13 protein-coding genes are annotated in these 19,749 nt (G+C 66.2%); 6 read left to right on the top strand and 7 right to left on the bottom strand.

Annotated elements, in window-relative coordinates; all coding sequences use genetic code 11:
* The first annotated feature begins 83 nt into the window (after window positions 1-83).
* From folP to folK, 3 genes are read left to right on the top strand one after another with little or no spacing between them, the layout of a single operon-like run.
* Entirely contained in the window at window positions 84-962 is an 879-nt protein-coding gene (folP, locus tag DFR52_RS05590) for a dihydropteroate synthase (protein ID WP_110031151.1), read from the top strand.
* Complete coding sequence (folB, locus tag DFR52_RS05585) at window positions 955-1,323, top strand: dihydroneopterin aldolase (protein WP_110030864.1); 369 nt, start codon at window positions 955-957, stop codon at window positions 1,321-1,323. Before folP ends, folB begins: the two co-directional genes overlap by 8 nt.
* On the top strand, window positions 1,316-1,837 hold the full coding sequence (gene folK / locus DFR52_RS05580; protein ID WP_110030863.1) for a 2-amino-4-hydroxy-6-hydroxymethyldihydropteridine diphosphokinase: 522 nt from the start codon (window positions 1,316-1,318) through the stop codon (window positions 1,835-1,837). Before folB ends, folK begins: the two co-directional genes overlap by 8 nt.
* A 317-nt stretch (window positions 1,838-2,154) precedes the next feature.
* Here folK and DFR52_RS24955 read toward each other — a convergent pair whose 3' ends face one another.
* The 5 genes from DFR52_RS24955 to DFR52_RS05555 form a co-directional block, all read right to left on the bottom strand.
* Window positions 2,155-7,722: an autotransporter-associated beta strand repeat-containing protein gene (locus tag DFR52_RS24955; protein WP_158284865.1), complete on the bottom strand. Its 5,568-nt coding sequence runs from the start codon at window positions 7,720-7,722 to the stop codon at window positions 2,155-2,157.
* A gap of 1,240 nt (window positions 7,723-8,962) precedes the next feature.
* Window positions 8,963-9,514 (bottom strand): hypothetical protein, encoded by a 552-nt coding sequence (locus DFR52_RS05570; protein WP_110030861.1) that lies wholly within the window; start codon window positions 9,512-9,514, stop codon window positions 8,963-8,965.
* A gap of 192 nt (window positions 9,515-9,706) precedes the next feature.
* On the bottom strand, window positions 9,707-10,810 hold the full coding sequence (locus tag DFR52_RS05565) for a YcjF family protein (RefSeq protein WP_110030860.1): 1,104 nt from the start codon (window positions 10,808-10,810) through the stop codon (window positions 9,707-9,709).
* On the bottom strand, window positions 10,807-12,279 hold the full coding sequence (locus DFR52_RS05560; RefSeq protein ID WP_110030859.1) for a YcjX family GTP-binding protein: 1,473 nt from the start codon (window positions 12,277-12,279) through the stop codon (window positions 10,807-10,809). The genes DFR52_RS05565 and DFR52_RS05560 overlap by 4 nt, the downstream gene beginning before the upstream one ends.
* A gap of 93 nt (window positions 12,280-12,372) precedes the next feature.
* Window positions 12,373-12,873 carry a SixA phosphatase family protein gene (locus DFR52_RS05555; RefSeq protein ID WP_158284864.1) on the bottom strand — a complete coding sequence of 167 codons (501 nt, stop codon included), beginning with the start codon at window positions 12,871-12,873 and terminating at the stop codon, window positions 12,373-12,375.
* A 315-nt stretch (window positions 12,874-13,188) separates the two neighbouring features.
* Here DFR52_RS05555 and dksA point away from each other — a divergent pair, with 315 nt between their 5' ends.
* Complete coding sequence (gene dksA / locus DFR52_RS05550; protein WP_110030857.1) at window positions 13,189-13,608, top strand: RNA polymerase-binding protein DksA; 420 nt, start codon at window positions 13,189-13,191, stop codon at window positions 13,606-13,608.
* 87 nt (window positions 13,609-13,695) lie between these two features.
* Here dksA and DFR52_RS05545 read toward each other — a convergent pair whose 3' ends face one another.
* A complete protein-coding gene (locus tag DFR52_RS05545; RefSeq protein WP_110030856.1) occupies window positions 13,696-14,976 on the bottom strand; it encodes a flagellar biosynthetic protein FliO in 1,281 nt (426 codons plus the stop codon).
* A 272-nt stretch (window positions 14,977-15,248) separates the two neighbouring features.
* On the opposite strand from DFR52_RS05545, the gene cckA reads away from it, so the two are divergent.
* Window positions 15,249-17,846 (top strand): cell cycle histidine kinase CckA, encoded by a 2,598-nt coding sequence (gene cckA / locus DFR52_RS05540; RefSeq protein ID WP_110030855.1) that lies wholly within the window; start codon window positions 15,249-15,251, stop codon window positions 17,844-17,846.
* A gap of 80 nt (window positions 17,847-17,926) precedes the next feature.
* The gene (locus tag DFR52_RS05535) at window positions 17,927-18,574 is read left to right on the top strand and encodes a YiaD family glycine zipper/OmpA-like lipoprotein (RefSeq protein ID WP_110030854.1); all 648 of its coding nucleotides are present in this window, start codon (window positions 17,927-17,929) and stop codon (window positions 18,572-18,574) included.
* 242 nt (window positions 18,575-18,816) lie between these two features.
* On the opposite strand, the gene DFR52_RS05530 is transcribed toward DFR52_RS05535, so the two are convergent.
* On the bottom strand, window positions 18,817-19,737 hold the full coding sequence (locus tag DFR52_RS05530) for a pseudouridine-5'-phosphate glycosidase (protein WP_110030853.1): 921 nt from the start codon (window positions 19,735-19,737) through the stop codon (window positions 18,817-18,819).
* Window positions 19,738-19,749 lie beyond the last annotated feature (12 nt).

Below are 19,749 nucleotides of genomic sequence, written 5' to 3'. Positions count from 1 at the left end.
TTTGCAGCTTCGACCTTGCGTCATTGCGCGGGGTCATGCAACTGGATCCGACCTGCAATTTGCCCTGAAGGCCGACGCCGATGATGCTTGCCCAGAGAAATGTGTTCGAGCCAAGGCTGCTGACGGTGGCGAAGGGTCGCGGGCTGCAACTCGGCCCGCAGGCGAGGATCATGGGCATTCTCAACGTCACGCCGGATTCGTTTTCCGATGGCGGGCTTGATCCCGGCGTCGATGCGGCCGTGGCCAGGGCTCGCACGCTCGTGAGCGACGGTGCCGACATCATCGACATCGGCGGCGAGTCGACCCGGCCGGGGGCCGACCCCGTCAGGGCCATCGAGGAGCAGCGCCGTGTGCTGCCGGTGATCGCGGCGCTGGCGGGCGAGGGGGGATATCTCATCTCGATCGACACCTACAGGTCGGAGACGGCGCGGCTGGCGCTCGAGGCGGGGGCGCACATGGTCAACGACGTCTGGGGGCTGCAATACGATCCCACCATCGCTTCGGTGGCCGCCGATTTCGGTGCCGGTGTGTGCATCATGCACACCGGGCGAGGCAGGGAGAGGCTCGCCGATCCGATCGCCGACCAGTTCGCCTGGTTCACCCGCTCGCTCGATATCGCGCGCAAGGCCGGCATCGAGGCGCAAAGCCTGCTGCTCGATCCCGGCTTCGGCTTCGCCAAGGAGGAGCTTGACGACAATCTGGCGCTGATTGGCCGGTTTGCCGAACTGCACGGGCTCGGCCTGCCGCTGATGGCCGGAACGTCGCGCAAGCGATTCATCGGCACCATGACCGGGCGTGACGCCGGTGAACGGGACGCCGGGACGGCGGCGACCAGCGCCATGCTGAGGCTCGCGGGCGCAGGTGTATTTCGGGTGCACAATGTCGCAATCAACAGGGACGCGCTTGCCGTCGCCGATGCTATGGTCCACTGGAGCCTCTCACAGGAGCAGACCCATGGCTGACACCTATACGATCCGCCTCAAGAACTGCGCCTTCTTTGCCCGCCACGGCCTGCACGAGGCGGAGAAGTTCCTCGGCCAGCGTTTCTTCGTCGACGCCGAGCTCGAGGTGGTGACGAGCTCGGCGCTGGAGGAGGATTCGATCGCCGATACCGTCAATTACGGCGAGGCCTTCAACCTGATCGAGGCGGTGGTCATGGGAGAGCGCTTCTTCCTGATAGAGGCGCTGGCGCTGAAGATCGCGCGATCCCTGGTGGCCGAGTATCCGCAGATCACGGAGGCACGGATCACCGTGCGCAAGCCGAGCGCGCCCGTGACCGGCATCCTCGATCATGTCGAGGTGACGGTGGCCCATCGTGGCTGAGGCGGCAACCGTGATCGCCGCCATAGGACTTGGCGGCAATCTCGGCGATCCGCCTGCGACGATGGCCAGGGCCCTGCATCTTGTCGACGCCTGGCCGGGCATCCGGGTGCGCACGGTCTCGCGGCTCTACCGCACCCCGCCCTGGGGCAAGACCGACCAGCACTGGTTCCACAATGCCTGCGCGCTGGTCGAAACCGGACTCGATCCGCACCGACTGCTCGAAGCCTGCCTGGAAATCGAGCACCGGCTCGATCGCGTGCGTTTGGACAGGTGGGGGCCGAGGACCATCGATCTGGACGTGCTGCTGCACGGGGATTTCTCGTCTGACCACGCCGACCTGATCGTTCCGCATCCGCGCATGACGGAACGGGCCTTTGTCATGCTGCCGTTGGCCGAGATAGCACCGGATGCGGTGGTGAATCTGCACAGCATTGCCGACTGGGCCGATCTTGTCGATTCCAACGGCATCGAAACGCTGAGCGCCGATGGCGACTGGTGGCTGCCGGGCGGTTGAAATGCGGGCTCTGCCGCTCGGCCGCGAAAGCGGAACAGCCGCGCCAGCCCGGTGCGTGTCCGGTCGCGCTGGCCGCTGTCGTGCGGTTGCGACGTCAGTCCTCCTCCAGATCGCGCGCGACATGCATCAGAGCGCTCCGACTGGTTGTCGCGTTGTCTTGCGCGAAGTGAAATCCACTTCGGCTGGAAATCCCCCGGGCCTGGTTTGCCGCACCGGCAGGGATCCCCGCCGACAATGCCTCGACGGAAGTGTCCTCTCAAAGCACGATGCGGTGTCGGTCGAGGTTCGGGACGCCCGGACCTCCACCGACAGGGCGTTCAGAAACGGACCGTCAGGCGTGCCGAGCCGGCGGTGTCGGTGACGCCGGAGCCGAACTGCCCCTCATAGGCAAGACCGAACGTGGCGTTGGGGGAGATGTCGAAGTCGAGGCCGGCGCCGAGCACCGCGACGTTCTCGGCCAGCGGCGTGCCTTGAACGGTGAAGGCGGCGCCGCTGATCGAATTGGTCGAGTAGGGCGTGGTGTCGCCGAAGGCGTGCCGCCAGCCGGCCATGCCCGAGACCCGCGCATCCATGCCGCCGAGCACGAAGGCCGAGGCGATCCGCGCGCCGATCGTCGTGTAGGTGACGGTGGTGGTGGACTTCGACACGGTCAGCGCCGTCGTGCCGCCCTGTTCAGTGTAGCCGTCGGTCGACAGCGAGACCAGGCTGGCGCCGACGAACGGCGTCAACGTCGCCGCACCGGCCTGGATGTCGTAGCCCAGTTCGCCAAAAGCCTGGAAGGCGCCGGCGTCGGTCGATCCAGTGAGGCTCTCGTCGATGTTGCCGACCAGGACTGTGCGGCTCGTCTCGAGCTGGCTGAAGCTGTAGGAGGTCCCGGCGCTCAGCTTGAGGCCGCCCAGACGGGTGCCGCCATAGATGCCGGCCTGGAAGCTGTCGGCGTCGGTGGAGGACGCGCGGGCGTCGGCCTCAAAGCGCGAGCTCTGGTAGCCGGCGAAGAGGCCGATGCGGCCGTCGCCGACGGCTGTGTCGATGCCGGTGACGAGGCCGGCGGTGGAGCGGTTGACGTCGGCGGTGCCGTTCTCGCCGTCCATGCTGCCGACCGAGCCGTAGCCGCGCGACCAGAAGGCATGGCCGGTGAACATGTCCACGGTGCCCGCGTCGCCCTCGGCGACCCCGGTGCCGGCGCTGCTGGGCGCGTCAAAGGCCTGGTTGATGCGGTCGAGGACCGCCTGGCTCGTCATCTGCGAGCCGGCAATCAGCCCGGTCGTGGCGCTGGCCGCCATCTCGCCCGACAGCGCGTCATAAGCCGCCTGCGCTTCGCTTTCGCTGAGACCTATGATCTGGGCATAGAGCGGGTTGTCCGTCGCCAGGGTTCCGAGTGCCGTGGCGGTGGACACCTGGTTGGGCGTGACGGCCACGTCGCTGAGGTCGACATCGTTGCGCGACAGCTTCAGGTCCACCGTGTTGGTGGTGTAGGTCAGGTAGGAATCAAGGAAGGCGAAGTCGGAGACGACACCATCGAAGCTTGTGCCGAAGAATCCCTCGTCCGCGGTGACGATGGTATAGGTCGCCGTCGGATCATAGCCGCCGGAGAGGCCGACATGCTGCACGGTGCCAGCCAGCAGCGCCGAGCCGGTCACGTGCAACAGGTCGCTTTCCGTGCCGCCGGGATTGGTCTCGACGGCGTAGGTCGAGCCGGCGTCGAACGTGAAATTGCCCGAAACGCTCAGCGTGCCGATGGAATTGCCGGTGGCAAGCGTGGCGCCCGACTGGATCTCCACATAGCCGCCGATGGTGCCGGAACCGCCAAGCGTGGCGCCGGACGCGACGATCAGCGATGTGTCGGAGTCACCCAGCGTGCCATTGACGGCGAGAGTGCCGGCACTGACGGTGGTGTAGCCCGTGAAGCCGCTCGAGTCGCCCGAGAGCTCCAGGGTGCCCGCGCCGGTCTTGGTGAAGTCGTAGCCGCCGGACAGGACGCCGGAAGCCTCCAGGCTGGCGCCGGCGTCGACGATGTCGATCGTGCCGCCACCGTAGTTCATTTCGATGTCACGGGCAGTCGAGGTGAAGCTGGTCCCGGTGACCCGAAGCGTGGCGTCGCCGATGATCAAGTCGCCCGTGCCCAGATTCGCATCCGCGGACACCGAGACGATTCCGCCATAGACCTTCGTCGTCCCCGAATAGGTGTTGGTGCCGGAGATGACCATGGTGCCCGAACCCATCTTGAGCAGGCCGCCCGTGCCGGACAGAACGCCGCTTGCTGTGACCACGCCGCTGGCCGCATCGATGTTGTTCTCGACACCGGCCAGGACGATGGCGTTGTCGATGGTGGTGGTGCCGGTCACCGAGAGGGCGCCGCCGGCGAGTGTCAGGTCGCCCGTTCCCAGATTGCCGTCACCGGCAATTGAGAGCGTGCCGGCGGTGACCGTGGTGGTGCCGGAATAGCTGTTCTGGCCCGAGAGCACCAGTACGCCCTCGCCGGACTTGATCAGGTTTCCGGCGCCCGAGACAATGCCCTGCGCCGTCACCGAGACGGTCGTCGTGTTGATGGTGCCCGACGTGCTCGCCGTCAGGGTGATGGCGTTGTCCACCGTGGTGCTGGTGGTGACGTCCAGCGTGCCGCCGCCGAAGACCAGCGCCCCGGAGCCGATATTGCCGTCGCCGGCGATCGAGAGCGTGCCGGCATTGATGGTGGTGGTCCCGGCATAGCCGTTGGCGCCGCTGAGCACCAGCGTACCGGCGCCGGTCTTCACCAGGCGACCGGTGCCCGACAGCAGGCCGCTGGCGGTCGCCGCCTGATCGGCGGCGACTTCGATCGTGCCGGAAGCGGCCGACCAGAGGATAATCGAATTGTCGACCGTGGTGGAACCGGTGATCTTCAGCGTGCCGTTGTTGAGCGCCAGGTCGCCGGCCCCCAGGTTGCCATCGCCGGCAATCGACAGCGTGCCGGCGTTGACCGTTGTCGTGCCTGCGTAAGTGTTGGCGCCGGACAGCACCAGCGTGCCGGCGCCGGCCTTGACGAGGCTGCCGCTGCCCGAAACGACACCGCTTGCCGTGACGGTGTCACCGGTTGCGTTGATGGTGCCGGTGCCGGTCAGGACGATTGCGTTGTCCACGGTCGTTGAACTGGTCACCGCTAGCGTGCCGCTGGCGAGAGTCAGGGAGCCGGCCCCCAGATTGCCATCGCCGGCGATCTGCAGCGCGCCGGCGTTGACAGTTGTCGTGCCCGCGTAGGTGTTGGTGCCGGACAGCACCAGCGTGCCGGCGCCGGCCTTGACGAGGCTGCCGCTGCCCGAAACGACACCGCTTGCCGTGACGGTGTCACCGGTTGCGTTGATGGTGCCGGTGCCGGTCAGGACAATTCCGTTGTCGATGGTCGTGGTGCCGGTCACCGCCAGCGCGCCGCCGGCGAGTGTCAGGGCGCCCGTTCCCAGATTGCCGTCGCCGGCAATCGAGAGCGTGCCGCCGTTGATCGTTGTCGTGCCGGTATAGGTGTTGGTGCCGGACAGCACCAGGGTGCCGGCGCCGGCCTTGGTGAAGGTGCGGGGTCCGTCGATGGATCCGTTGGACAGGACACCTGACACTTCGAGGCTGGCGTCGGCCTCGACGATGTCGATGGTGCCGCCGCTGTAGCCCAGGGCGATCTCGCGGCTGGTCGACGTGTAGGCGGTTCCCGTGACCTGCAGCGAGCCGTCGTTGATCAACATTCCGCCCGTGCCCAGGTTTGCATCGCGCGAGACGGACACGATGCCGCCGGAGATGTTGGTCACGCCCGAGTAGGTGTTGGTGCCGGAGAGCACCAGCGTGCCCGGACTGGTCTTGACCAAGCCGCCGGTGCCGGAAACGACACCGCTCACCGTGACCGCATCGTTGGCGACGTCGATGTAGTTGTCCGTGCCCGCCAGAACGATCGCGTTGTCGATGGTGGTGGTGCCGGTGACCGTCAGGTTGCCGCCGGCGAGTGTCAGGGCCCCGGAGCCGAGATTGCCGTCGGAGGCGATCACCAGGTTGCCGGCCGTGACCGTGGTGGTGCCGGAATAGGTGTTGGTGCCCGAGAGCTCCAGCGAGCCGTAGCCGCTCTTGATCAGGTTGCCTGAACCCGACACGACTCCGCTCACCGTCACGATGGCATTGATGGCGCCGATCGTGGAGGATGTGCCCGATCCCAGGGTGATGGCGTTGTCCACAGTGGTGTTGCCGGTCACGTCCAACGTGCCGCCCGTGAGCGTCAGGTCGCCTGTGCCGAGGTTGCTGTCGGACGCGATCGACAAGCTGCCGTCCGCAACCGTTGTGGCCCCCGAAAAGCCGGAATTGTCACCCGTCAGCACCAGCGTGCCCGCGCCGTCCTTGGTCAGGGCGGTGGAACCGGTGATGTCGCCGCTCACGGTAAGGCTGGTGCCTGTTTGCGCGATGTCGATCACGCCGCCCTGGTAGCCCATGACAATGTCGCGGTCGGTGGTGAAGCCGTCGCCGGTCACCAGCAGCGTGCTGCCGGTGGTGAGCGTCACGGAGCCCGTGCCTGCGCCCAGATTGGCATCCGCGGAAACCGACACGGTGCCTGAGTTGAGAACGGTTCCGCCCGTGTAGGTGTTGGTGCCCGAGAGCACGAGCGTGCCGGTGCCGTTCTTGGTCAACTGGCCACCGGAGACGACGCCACTTGCCGTGACCACCTCGCCATCGTTCACCTGGATGGAGTTGTTGACACCCTGCAGGACTATCGCGTTGGCCACGGTGGTGGTGTCTGTGACGATCAGACCGCCGCCGCCGAGCGTCAGGTTGCCGGATCCCAGGTTGCCGCCGCTGGCAATTGCCAGCGCGCCTTCGGTGACAATGGTGCCGCCGGAATGGGTGTTGTCGCCGCTCAACGTGATGGTGGTGCCACCGGCGAGCATCAGTGTGCCCGTGCCGCTGAAGTCGCTGCTGTAGGTGGTCGGGGCGCTGTCCTGGTGGAGCGTGAGCGTGCCGGCGACCGCAATGCCGCCGTTGACTGCGCCGTCGGCGCCCAGCGTCAGTGTGTTGATGCCGTTGGTGAAGGAAATGGCGTTGGCCTGGGTCACACCGTCGCCGCCGAGGCCGCCGGAGATCGTGCCGTTGTTGATGATTGTCAGATCCTGGCCGGTGACGCCGACACCGCCAGCGCCGTTGGCGCCCGCCGCGTAGCCCGCTCCGCCGGCACCGCCGTCGCCGCCGGAAACCATCAAGCCGTCGCCGACTGTCAGCGTCACGTCGTCGCTGGTGACCGCTATGCCCGTGCCGCCGTCGCCGCCGCCGCCGCCGCTGCCGTCGGTAGAGGTCAGGCCCGCGCCGCCAGCCCCACCGTCGCCGCCGTCACCGCCATTTCCGCCCGCGCCGCCAAGAATGTCGCCGGTGGTCGTGTAGGAGCCGAGGCCGCTGATCGAGTAGGCGCCGCCACCTTCACCGCCGCCGCCGCCGCCGCCGGCATAACCCGTGGTCGCCTCGCCGCCGACGCCGCCCGCGCCTCCGGCACTGCCGGTCGCGGCCACGGGGACAGCGTCATTGCCGAGGTCGGTCGCCACCGCACCGCCGCCGCCGCCGCCGCCGCCCGCACCGAAGCTCAGGACAGGGCCGTTCTGGGTGCCGCCCGCGCCCCCCGGCGCTGTACCGCCGACACCACCGGCCTTGTCCCGGGTGCCGCCGTCGGTTCCGTTCTGCCCCACGTTCCCGCCGGCGCCGCCTGGGCCTATTTCCCAAACGACGGGGCCGCCGCCAAGGCCGCCAGTTCCTCCGTCGGCCCATGCCGGGGTGGCCGCGAGAAGCGTCGCTGCGGCCACGGTCGCAAGCAGCGCCTGACGGTGCCTGGCATGGCACGAAGTCCGGAGCAGCGTGGCGGAGGAACCGGGGAACGACGGGAGGATGCGTGTCATGGGGAATCCTGTGGAGGCACACAACAGACGAGCGATGTCTGGAGAGCGAATGGAGGAATGGCGAAGTGGGATGGGTCGAACGGTCCGAGCCGTGCTTGGGACCGTACCGGGCGTGCGCTTTGGAAACCGACCGTCAGGCGGCCGGAGCCGGCGGTCTGGGTGCGAAGCCTGAGCCTTGGGACGCACTGGCGGATGACGGGGGCGACAGCAATGGGCGCGGCATGGGGTTCCTCCAGGAGCGGCGAACGGGTGACCGAAAGTCGACACCAAACCATCAAGCAGGAAACGCGGGACACCGGCTCAGGGGGATGTTGTCCACAGGCATACAGGAAAAAACCCTCTGTGTCCTGAGAAAGCCGCAAAAAAGTTGTAATTTCAATGGTTTGAATGTTTCTGCAATGGGAGGGGCAGTGCCAGCAATGTCGAAAGAGCGGGCGCGCGTGACGGAGTCTATCTGGTTTCAAATCAAACTTGTTTTCCGAAACGGCAGTATCGCCCCGGTGCGATGCTTTCGTCAGAGGCCTCGGCCTCGCCGTCGCGACTGTTCAGTTGTGTTGTATTCTGGAATTGCAATCCAAAATGGTGTGAGGATACACTTTCATAGAAAATGCAGTCCACTTAGTGCTTTGTATTTGAGAGAGGAACACGCGAGCGCCCTTTTGGTCCGAAAGCTGCCAAAAGTTGCTGCCGCATCGGCAACAGGATGGTGCGCGAATCGCTTGCGTCCGGGCGATGTACAGAACGAGCTGATCCAACCTCGGCATGTCCGGTCGGATGCCGCGTGACCCATGGCAGCTGAGTGCCGTAGCCGAGGGGCTCCTATCCGGATCGGCGGGGATCTCCTTTCCTGCAGGCAGCAGTCCGCTGTCTGAAACGAACAGTCAGGCAGCCCGTCCGTCATGGCGGGTTCCGAAGGCCGACCGGGTTGAGATGACTATGTCGGAAGCCGGATTGGCAGGGAGTTCGGCGACGAGGCCTCGCGGACAAATGCTTCGTCCCGATCAGGCAACATCTCCAGACGGAAGGCGCTGTGTTCCGGCGCGATTCTGCTTTTCATGGAATCGCAGAGGGGCTTCAAGCTGTTGATATGTCGCATTATCCTGCGGCGTAGCGGGATTCACTTCGTCTGGAAGGTCTGCAAATCACACCGCGCTATTTCAGACTTCACACGATGCGCTTTGGCTCTGTCACCATGCATGTCGTCATCGCGAAGCCGCTGCGCACTTTCGGGCGACATGCCTCAGCGGATGGCGCCGGTGGTCGCGACTTCCTGTGCGTCGCGCTTGAGCGTCATGCCGATGACGGGAACCAGCGTCGCGCCGACCGAGACCGAGATGGTGATGTTGAGGGTCTCGGAGTCGTTGAGCCTGGCAACCATGGCGCCGTTGAGCTTCTTGCGGTTGATGCCCATGGTGACCCGGTCGGCGGTGACGCGGCCCGAAACAATGTCGAGGCCTTCTCCGGCGGCGCCGTCAAGGAACTTCCCGGTGTAGCTCTTGCCCTTCTGGGTGATCGTGGCCGACATCTTCTGATTGAAGACGCCGACGCGGCAGGTGCCGTCAAGGGTGATGCCTGCCGCGCGCGAGCGGGCAGGGTCGCCGATGAGATTGCAGACGAACTTGGTGCCCTTGTACTTGCCGGCGACGATTTCGCCCGGGCCTTTCCAGGTGCCGCCGACCGATTCGAAGAATGCCTTGTCGTTGGCGTGGGCGGGCGCCGCCATGGCCGTTGCGGCGAGCGAGCCGGTGACGGCCAGAACGGCTAGCGATAGGACGCGAAGTTTCGAGAGCATGGGCACACCTGATCCGGGCTGGGGTCTTGCATCAGATTTGACGCGGAATGGTTAACGAACCGTAACGCGTCGGGATCCGGCTGCAATGCCAAAGTCGATTTGGCCGCTATATCACAAGAATGTCACAGCCTGGAACCGCAATGTTGGGGAGCGTTCGCGAGCGCGAAGCGCCGCCGTGTGCCGGCGCCCGGCCTATTCCTCCCTGACGCTGTCGCCCTGGCGCTGGTTGAAACGCGCCAGCTCGGTGAGGAACTCGCTGCTGCCCGGACGGCTGAGCGCGGCAAAGGGCATCGGCCGGCACAGATCCATGGCCGAGATGCCGATTCGGGCCGTCATCAGCCCGTTGATGACGCCTTCGCCCAGACGGGCGGAGAGTTTCGCAGCCACTCCGTGGCCGACAAGCTGCTGGATGATGCTGTCGCCTGCCGCCACCGTCCCGGTGACGGCGAGGTGGGCGATGACGTCGCGCGAAAGTCTGAGCATGCCGAGCGTGCCGGGCCGGCCGCCATAGAGTTTCGCCATGGCCCGGATGAGCCGGGTCGCCTCGAACACCACATAGGCGACATCGACGATGGCGCGTGGACTGACGGCGGTGACGACGGAGACACGGCGGGCGGCGTTGAGGGTCAGTGTGCGGGCCTGGCGGTCGAGGCCCGCAAGCAATTCGCGCTCGGCAAATTCGATGAGGTTCGGGCCGTCGACGATCTCGCCTTCGAGCGCATCGATGGCCTTGCGGCCGCGCGCCGTCTCGGGCTTGCCGTCGAGGAGGGCGAGGACCCGGGCAATCAGCTTGTGCGCCTCGGTGGCGCTGACGGCGCGGCCGGCGCTCGCGAGATCGGCGCGCAGCACCGCGACGCTGGTCAGCCGCGACAGCCCGCGGACCTCGCGGACGACGAGCACGACGAGTGCCATCAGGGCAATGGCGGTGACGCCGGTGGCGAACCAGCCGAGCCAGGGCAGTTCCGCGAACAGGCTGCTGATCAGCGCCTCGGTCCAGACGCCGATGGCCAGCGAAGCGAGAATGCCGAGGCTGGCCATCAGCACGCCGCCCGCGGTCCAGCGCCGCTTTGGTCTCAGCGCCACGGGATCGAGCTCGGCCGCGGCGGCGGAGCCCAGGAACGGGTCTTCCTCCGGCGGCGTAATGACCACCGGCGCGGAAATGGCCATCGGCTTGCGCGACGGCCTGACGGGGTCGGCGGCGGCCTGCGGCTTCGGCGCGGCCTGTTGGTCGAGCGTGAAGGCGCGCGGCTTGCGGCCGGAGATCCCGTCAGGCTTTCCATCGTCGGATGTGGTCATGCCAGGCGGTCTCCCAGAAGATAGTCCATCGCCCGGTCGAGCCTGATGTGCGGCAGCGACAGCTTGATGCCGCCTTCGCCGTGCTCGATGAGCGGGGGCCGGAAGCGGACGACGTTGATTTCCGGCAGGGATGCTTGAGGCGATGATTCAAGCAGCTTGAAGAATGATTCCGGATTTGCCGGCAAGTCACCGGGAAATATGGCTGTTTGGCTGTTGCCGTCAAACAGCCTGCCGTCGATGCGCTCGCCTTCGAGCGGCGTGCCGACGATCAGGCCGAGATCCTCTCCCTCATGCCGGGACGTGGCTTCGCGGGTGGCGCGGACGGCTGCCATGGCAATGACCTCGATGTCGGCGCCGGAGGACCCGATGCGCAGGGCGGCGCGCTCGACGATGCGCCGGACCAGCGCTTCAAGGCGGTCGTGGCTTTCATGATGCAGGTGGTCGGCCTTGGTGGCTGCGATCAGCACCTTGTCGATGCGGCGCGAAAACAGGCCCGACAGCAGGCCCGCACGGCCGGGACGGAAGCTCATCAGCACATCCGAGAGCGCGCGTTCCAGGTCCATCACCGCCTCGCGGCCGGCATTCATGGCCTGCATGGCGTCGATGAGCACGATCTGGCGGTCCAGCCGGGTGACGTGCTCGCGAAAGAACGGCTTGACCACGACCGACTTGTAGCTTTCGAAGCGGCGCTCCATCATCGCCTGCAGCGAGCCGCGCGGCGGCGCCGCCTCGGGCAGATCGGGGAGGGGTGCAAAGGTCAGGGCCGGAGAACCGTCCAGGTCGCCGGGCATCAGGAAGCGGCCGGGCGGCAGGGTGGACAGCGCCCGGTCGTCGGCCTTGCAGGCGCGCAGATAGTCGGTGAACAGGGCGGCGAGTTCGCGCGCCGTGGTCTCGCTCGCCGGCGCTTTCGGATCGACCGAGGCGGCCTTGGCGAGCCACGGGCCGGCGAGATCGGATCTGGCGGGCGACCGCGCCAGTTCCACTGCCCTCGCGGCGAATTCGCGGAAATCCTGACCGAGCAGTGGCAGATCGAGCAGCCATTCGCCCGGGTAGTCGACGATATCGAGACAGAGCCTGCCGCCCGAGAACAGCCGGTTCCAGCCGCTGGCCGATTCATACTCGATGACGAGACGCAGCTCGGAAATGGCACGGGTGGAATCGGGCCATACTCGGTCGTTGATCAGCCGGGCGACGTGGTCCTCATACTGGAAGCGGGGCACCGCATCGTCGGGCTGCGGCTCGAGCCAGGCGCGGGCGATGCGGCCGGAATGGGCGGCGGCAAACATCGGCATTCGTCCGGAATGGATCAGATTGTGCACCAGCGAGGTGATGAAGACCGTCTTGCCGGCGCGCGACAGGCCGGTGACACCGAGACGCAGCGTCGGCTGCACCAGCGATCCGGCGCGATCGGCAATGGTGTCGAGGGCGATCCGCGCTTCGTCGGCAAGGCTGGTGAGAGGAGGCGACAAGGCGGGGAACTCCATACGGGGCGGGCCGGTGGACGGGCTCGTCCGCATATAGGCGGTGAAGGCCTCGATTGAAAGATCCTCCCGATCCGGCGGTCAGGCATCGACCGGGCTGAGCAGTCCGACGAAGCGGCATTTCCGCAGGTCGCCGCCGGGCGCGGTGTCGGCGATCAACAGCCCGGCGGTCGGAAAACCGTTCCCGAGGGCCTTGTCCAGGGCGTCAGGGCTCGACTGCAGCAGCGCGCGCGCTGTCTCCTCGATCATCGGGTTGTGGCCGACGAGCATGACCGATGCGGAACCGGCGGCGGCTTCGGCTGCGATCAGGTCGAGATAGGTCTGGACCGACCCGGAATACATCATGTCGTTGGTGACGAGCCGCGGCGTGGCGAGCGCGGAGTGGAGCAGCACCGCCAGCGTCTGGGTGCACCGGCTGGCGCCCGAGCACAGGATGACCTCAGGCGCAAATCCATTGACGACCATGGCTGCGGCGAGCCGGGACGCCTCCTCCCGGCCGCGCTCATCGAGCGGGCGGTCGAAATCGCGCGCACCGGAAGCCGGCCAGCCGGCATGGGCGTGGCGGACAAGAAAAATTCTCATGGTCTGGCCTTCGGCATCGGTCATTGCCGGAATGTAGAGATTCGCCGCGCGCCCGCAATGCGCAAAAAGAACGAGGCCGATTTTCGCGCGAAGGGACCCGGCGGGACCACGTTCAACCATTGCGAGCTGGTTCATCAGCCGACGCGCAAGTGTGTATCGGCGTGACCAACAAAGACCCTTAGCTCTTCAAATTCAATCCTTTGACGCGGCATGGCAACATGAATGAAATTCCTGTGACAGGCGACTTTAATGCTTGTAACGCCCGGTTAGGGTGGCTATACACCAGCCGAAATTGGTAGTTCCGGGAGAATCGCGATGAGTGATGATATCGATTTTTCCTCCTATGTGCCCTCGGACGACGAGGAGTTCATGAATCTCAAGCAGCGGGCGTATTTCCGCTCAAAGCTTGTTGCCTGGAAAAATGACATCCTGAAGGAAGCGCGCGAGACCCTCGACCATCTGGCCGAGGAAAGCGCCAACCATGCCGATATCGCCGACAGGGCGTCATCGGAAACAGACCGCGCCATCGAGTTGAGAGCGCGCGACCGGCAGCGCAAGCTGATATCCAAGATCGATTCCGCCATGGCGAGGATCGACGAAGGCACCTACGGCTATTGCGAGGAAACCGGCGAGCCCATCAGCCTGAAGCGGCTCGATGCGCGGCCGATCGCGACCTTGTCGATCGAAGCCCAGGAACGCCACGAGCGACGCGAGAAGGTCTATCGCGACGAATAGTCTCCCGCCGGACCGACGGTCCATGCGGATGAGCCGTTTGCAGCCACCGATTTCCGGCCGATGCGGGAAACCGGTGGCTGTTTCATTTCAGGGGCGGATCGACAGGTCGCCCAGCAGCTTTTCCATCTCTTCCTGCAGTTCGTCGCGGTTCTTCGCATTCTCGACGGTTGGCTCCGCCTTCCTGTCATTGGACTTGTCGGCGGAAGCGCGGGGCGGTCCCAGATCCAGATCCGACAGATCGCTGGACAGTTCTGCCTCCAGGATGGATTCAAAGTCGTCGCCGCCGGCCTCCATGATGGTGTAGTCGATCGAGGGCTCGTAAGCCTCGGCCGTCCGTGCCGGCTCGGGCGCGTGGGCGGGCGCCTCGGCCGCTTGCCGCGGCGCCTGCGCTGCCTGCACCGGGGCGGCGGCAGCGGTGGGCAGCACCCGGAGGCGAGCGGCGTCGAGCGCTTCCATGGCGGTTTCCCGGACATCGCCCTGCTGCTCCTCGGGCCGGTGTTTCATGTCCTGCTTCACGTCCGGCCGCTCCGCCCTGTCCGGTGCGTTCTCAGTCCCGCGGACGCCGTCTTCGCCCCGGCCACGCTCCTCTGCCGCTGGCTTCGGCGCCTGCGGGATCCAGGCGGGTGTGGCGCGCGAGGCGAACGGCGTCGTGGTGGCGAAGGAATGGGCGCTCTGGGCCGCGGGGCGGGGAGCGGCGGGCGGGACCGTCGGCGCCTGCGGGCGAACCGGCTCGCTCTGCCGCGGGCCGTTCTGGGCGCCGGACGAAACCGAAGGAGCGGCGACGGCACGTGCGGCGACCGGGGCGGCCACGGGCGAGGCGGGGGCGGCCACGGGCGAGGCGGGGGCTGACACGGCGGGTTCGGAGGCGGCGGCAATCACCGGCGGCCGTTCGGGCTGTCGGGCCGGTTCGCTGCGCTGCTCCCTGGCAGGAGCGGCCGCGGCCACAGGCTCGTCTTCTGTCCTGGAAGATGGCTCCGCGATCTGGTCGGGGCGGCGGCGCTGCGTTTGCGGCTGCGCGGGGCGCATGGTCGCCGTCACCGGGATCGGCACCGGCTGCGCTTCCTGCGCCGGATTGGAATGGCCAGGGATGATGCGGCTTTCGATCACCAGATCGGTGGGGCCGCCGATCATGATCAGATGCTCGACGTCGTCGCGGCGGACCAGCACGAGGCGCCGGCGGGCATCGACGGCTGCCGCGTCGAGCACCGCGAGCCGCGGCTGGCGGTTGCGTCCGCCGCGGATGAATGTGGAGGCGGAGCGACTGCGCATGAACCAGAAGACGAGGAACAGCGCGACAAGGGCGAGGGCGACCACCCCGATGGCCATTCCCAGGCTTTCGCCTTTTCCTGCAAGCATATCCTGAAACATGATGTCATTCCTCAACTGGCATGCATTGGCGCATCTCACGCGATTGCGCGCATATGATGGGATTTCCGGGGCGGCACAAGCCGGGAAGCGGGTTTTCCCGCCCTCGCTGAACCCGCATCCATCAGTCCGCGTTCCATCGTGGCGCTTTTTTTCGCAGAATCAACAGGCAATGCTGTAGAGCATCTGGACGCACGCGGCGGTTTCGGGTTTCCATGCGCCGCGCAATGTGATTCAAGCCCGGTGGCATGGCTGGCGGGACGAAAGAATGGTTCATGACAGAGACTAATCCTGGCGCCGGAAAGACGGTCCCGCTAGTCGACCGGAGCGCAAAACCGCGCTCGGTATCGCGGCTGGTGTTTCTGGCCCTGGTGATGATCGGCGCGTCCGTCGTGTTCTTCATCTTCAAGGACAAGCTCAACAATGAACTGATGCTGGCGGTGCTGGGCGTCCTGGCCGTGGTGGGTATCTTCTTTCTGGTGTCGACCGTGATCGGCTTTGTCGCCATCATGCCGAAATCGCTCTCCGACCCGCTGGCGCGCGCCTTCATGGATTCGCATCCGGAAGGCACGCTGATCACCGATTCCAAGGACCGGGTCATCTATGCCAACCAGGCCTATGGAGCGATCACCGGATCGGCGCGGGCCGCAGACGTGCAGTCGATCGAGGCTATCCTGTCGCGGCACAAGGAGTCGACCGAGGCGGTCTACCGGCTGACCAACGCCATGCGCGAAGGTCGGGACGGCCAGGAAGAATTCCGCATGACGCAGCCGCTCAACCCGGCTGCCGACAACGGCAGCGGGGCCTACTGGTACCGGCTGCGCGGCCGGCCGATCGCCCGGCCCGACACCGACGAGCGGCTGATGAGCTGGCAGTTGTCCGACATCAGCCACGAGCGCACCGAGCAGGAACTGGTGTTCAAGGAACTCCAGCACGCCATCGACTATCTCGATCATGCGCCCAGCGGCTTTTTCTCGGCCGGCAGGGGCGGGGACATCGTCTACCTGAATGCGACGCTCGCCGACTGGCTGGGCATCGACCTGACCGCATTCCTGCCCGGGCAGCTGATGCTGCGCGATCTCGTGGCGGGCGCCGGCATGGCGCTGATCGAGTCCGTGCAGGCCGAGCCGGGCCGCAACCGGACGGCGCAGCTGGATCTCGATCTGCTCAAGACCAACGGCCAGAGCCTGCCGGTGCGCATGATCCACCGCGTGTCGGCGACCCGCGACGGCGCGCCGGGCGAAAGCCGCACGATCGTCATCTCGCGGGCCGAGGGCGCCAACGGCGTCCATGACGTGGCCAGCGCCGAAATGCGCTTCACCCGTTTTTTCAACAACACGCCGATGGCCATCGCCTCGGTGGACGCGCGCGGCCGGATCCTGCGCACCAATGCGCCGTTCCTGCAGATGTTCGCGGGGCTCGTGACGCGCGACGACATGGAGCGCGGCGCGGCTTTCGACAGCGTTCTCAGGCCCGACGACCAGAAGGCATTCGCCGAGGCGCTCGCCCAGGCTGCCGACAAGCAGGGGTCGATTTCGCCCATCGATGGCCGGCACCCCACGGTCGAGGAACGGTATTTCCGCTATTACGTCAATGCGGTGATCGACCATACCGATGACGAGCCCGAGGAGACCGCCATCATCTATGCGGTGGAGACCACCGAGCAGAAGGCGCTCGAGGCGCAGATGGCCCAGACCCAGAAGATGAACGCGGTCGGCACCTTGGCGGGCGGCATCGCCCACGATTTCAACAATGTGCTGACCGCAATCCTGCTGTCATCGGACCATCTGCTGCTGTCGCTCCGTCCGTCGGATTCGAGCTTCGCGGACCTGATGGAAATCAAGCGGAACGCCAACCGCGCCGCGGTGCTGGTGCGGCAGCTGCTGGCGTTCTCGCGCAAGCAGACAATGCGGCCGACGGTGCTGTCGATGACCGACGTGATCGGCGATCTCAGGATGCTGGTCGATCGGCTTACCGGCACCAGCGTCAAGCTGCAGCTGGATTTCGCCCGCGACCTTTGGCCCGTGAAGACCGATCTAGGACAGTTCGAGCAGGTTCTCATCAATCTGACCGTCAATGCCCGTGACGCCATGCCGGCGGGCGGCACGGTGACCATCCGGACCCGCAATGTCGAGAGCGGCGAGATCAGCGCGCTCAATCATCGCGGCATGGAGGTGAGCGACTACGTGCTCATCGAGGTCGAGGACGAAGGCACGGGCATCACGCCAGATGTGCTCGAACAGATCTTCGAGCCGTTCTTCACCACCAAGGAAGTGGGCAAGGGCACCGGGCTAGGCCTGTCGATGGTCTACGGAATCGTCAAGCAGTCGGGTGGCTACATCTATCCCGATTCCACCGTCGGCAAGGGCACCGTGTTCCGCATCTACCTGCCGCGCCATGTCGAGGAGGTGGTCGAGCTGACCGCGGAGGCGCAGGTCGAGGCCGAAGCGGCCCAGGCCCGGCTCGCCAAGGCCGCCGAGGCCGGTCCCGAGGACCTGACCGGGGGGTCGGCCGTGGTGCTGCTTGTGGAGGACGAGGAGGCGGTCCGCCGCGGCGGCAAGCGGATCCTGGAGGCCCGGGGCTATGAAGTGCACGAGGCCGGCAACGGCGTCGAGGCGCTGGAAGTGCTTGAGGAACTCGGCGGCAAGGTGGATATCATCGTCTCGGATGTGGTGATGCCGGAAATGGACGGACCGACATTGCTGCGCGAATTGCGCAAGGATTATCCGGACATGAAGTTCATCTTCGTCTCCGGTTATGCCGAGGATGCCTTCGCCCGCAACCTGCCGGCAGACGCCAAGTTCGGCTTCCTGCCCAAGCCGTTCTCACTCAAGCAACTGGCGACCGCGGTACGCGAGATGCTGGACGAGTAGATTTTCGCCGCCTGTTCATTCATCATACTGCCGCATTTGGGCGTATAGTCGCCAAACTTCCATTCTCAGGGGCTACTCATATGAAGATGCAAATTGTCACCGCGGTTGTCGCCGCAGCCTTCCTGTCGGCCTGCACGACGGATCCCTATACCGGCCAGTCGAAGGTCTCCAACCTGGCCGGCGGCGCCGCTCTGGGTGCTGTCGCTGGTGCCGGCCTCGGCATGCTGGCGGGCGGCAATGACCGCCGCAACGCGCTGATCGGCGCGGGTGTCGGCGCGCTCGCCGGCGGCGCCATCGGCGGCTACATGGACCAGCAGGAAAACGAACTGCGCGCCCAGCTGCAGGGCACCGGTGTCTCCGTGACCCGCGTCGGCAACAACATCGTGCTCAACATGCCGTCCAACATCACGTTCGACAGCGACCAGTCCGCGCTCAAGCCGCAGTTCTACAACACGCTCAATTCGGTGGCGCTGGTGCTCAAGAAGTTCGAGCGCTCGCTGGTCGACGTTGCCGGCCACACAGATTCCACCGGTTCGGACAGCTACAACCAGCAGCTTTCGCAGCAGCGGGCCCAGTCCGTGGCGAGCTACCTGATCTCGCAGGGCAACAACCCGCAGCGCTTCTATGTTCAGGGCTATGGCGAGAGCCGCCCGGTGGCCGACAACTCGTCGGAAGCAGGCCGTGCCGCCAACCGTCGCGTCGAAATCCAGATCGCACCGCTGAGCTGACCGCCGCGCCGCATCCGCTGAAGCACATCGCGGGAATCCAGATTCACGCGATGTGCTTTAGCACTTTGTAATCATGCATGTCGTGATCCCGAAACCGCTGCAAGCCTTCGGGCGACATGCATCAAGAGCCGAAAGCCCGGGAGTCCGCACTCCCGGGCTTTTCATTGTCGCCCTGCTGCAAGCTGAGAATGCGATCGCGGAATGGGCGGGATTGCCGGGGCCAACCTTTGTATGGCGGCCGATCAGACCGTCGCCAGGGCGACGGCGATTGCGGCGGCCAGCCGGGCATTGTTTTGCACCAGCGCGATGTTGGTCTTCAGGCTGGCGCCATCGGTGAGGTCGAAAATCGTCGACAGCAGATAGGGCGTGACCGCCTTGCCGGAGATGCCATCGGCCTTGGCCCTGTCCAATGCTGCGGAGATATGGCGCCCCATTATGCCGGCCGCGATTTCATCGGCTACCGGCACCGGATTGGCGATCAGCATGCCGCCATGGCCGCCGAGCGCCCGGCGGGTGGTCTCGAATTCGGCTATGGCGTCGGCGGTGTCGAGCCGGAGCGGGGCGGGCAGGCCGGAGGAGCGCGACCAGAAGGCGGGCATCTCGTCCTGGCCGTAGGCCACCACCGGCACGCCGCGGGTCTCGAGCACTTCCAAGGTTTTCGGAATGTCGAGGATCGCCTTGGCGCCGGCGGAAACGACGATCACCGGGGTGCGGGCGAGCTCGTCGAGATCGGCCGAGACATCGAAGCTCTGTTCTGCCCCACGGTGCACGCCGCCGATGCCGCCGGTGGCAAAGACACGGATTCCGGCAAGATGGGCCGCCATCATGGTGGCGGCGACCGTGGTCGCACCGGTGCGGCGCCGGCTGAGCGCGAAGGCGAAATCGGCCCGTGAGAGCTTCATCACTCCGGAGGCCTGCGCCAGCTGGCTGATCTCCGCCTCGTCGAGGCCGATCTTGAGCCTACCCTCGATGACCGCGATGGTCGCCGGCACCGCGCCGCCGGTGCGGATGGCGGCCTCGACGTCGAGCGCCATGGCGCGATTGCCCGGCCAGGGCATGCCATGGGTGATGATCGTCGATTCGAGCGCCACCACCGGGCGGCCTTCAGCCAGCGCGCCGGCCACTTCCGGCGTCGTGTCCCAGGTGAATTCGGTCAGGCCCATGGCGGTCGCTCT

Origin of the sequence: Hoeflea marina (assembly GCF_003182275.1) — a bacterium.
Lineage (GTDB): Bacteria > Pseudomonadota > Alphaproteobacteria > Rhizobiales > Rhizobiaceae > Hoeflea > Hoeflea marina.
This window is presented reverse-complemented; position numbering and strand designations above follow the sequence as displayed.

Excerpts from the sequence above, each read along its gene's own strand:
- folP (WP_110031151.1), top strand. The coding sequence starts at position 84 with ATGCTTGCCCAGAGAAATGTGTTCGAGCCAAGGCTGCTGACGGTGGCG.
- folB (WP_110030864.1), top strand. The coding sequence starts at position 955 with ATGGCTGACACCTATACGATCCGCCTCAAGAACTGCGCCTTCTTTGCC.
- DFR52_RS24955 (WP_158284865.1), bottom strand. The coding sequence starts at position 7,722 with ATGACACGCATCCTCCCGTCGTTCCCCGGTTCCTCCGCCACGCTGCTC.
- DFR52_RS05570 (WP_110030861.1), bottom strand. The coding sequence starts at position 9,514 with ATGCTCTCGAAACTTCGCGTCCTATCGCTAGCCGTTCTGGCCGTCACC.
- DFR52_RS05565 (WP_110030860.1), bottom strand. The coding sequence starts at position 10,810 with ATGACCACATCCGACGATGGAAAGCCTGACGGGATCTCCGGCCGCAAG.
- DFR52_RS05555 (WP_158284864.1), bottom strand. The coding sequence starts at position 12,873 with ATGAGAATTTTTCTTGTCCGCCACGCCCATGCCGGCTGGCCGGCTTCC.
- dksA (WP_110030857.1), top strand. The coding sequence starts at position 13,189 with ATGAGTGATGATATCGATTTTTCCTCCTATGTGCCCTCGGACGACGAG.
- DFR52_RS05545 (WP_110030856.1), bottom strand. The coding sequence starts at position 14,976 with ATGTTTCAGGATATGCTTGCAGGAAAAGGCGAAAGCCTGGGAATGGCC.
- cckA (WP_110030855.1), top strand. The coding sequence starts at position 15,249 with ATGACAGAGACTAATCCTGGCGCCGGAAAGACGGTCCCGCTAGTCGAC.
- DFR52_RS05535 (WP_110030854.1), top strand. The coding sequence starts at position 17,927 with ATGAAGATGCAAATTGTCACCGCGGTTGTCGCCGCAGCCTTCCTGTCG.
- DFR52_RS05530 (WP_110030853.1), bottom strand. The coding sequence starts at position 19,737 with ATGGGCCTGACCGAATTCACCTGGGACACGACGCCGGAAGTGGCCGGC.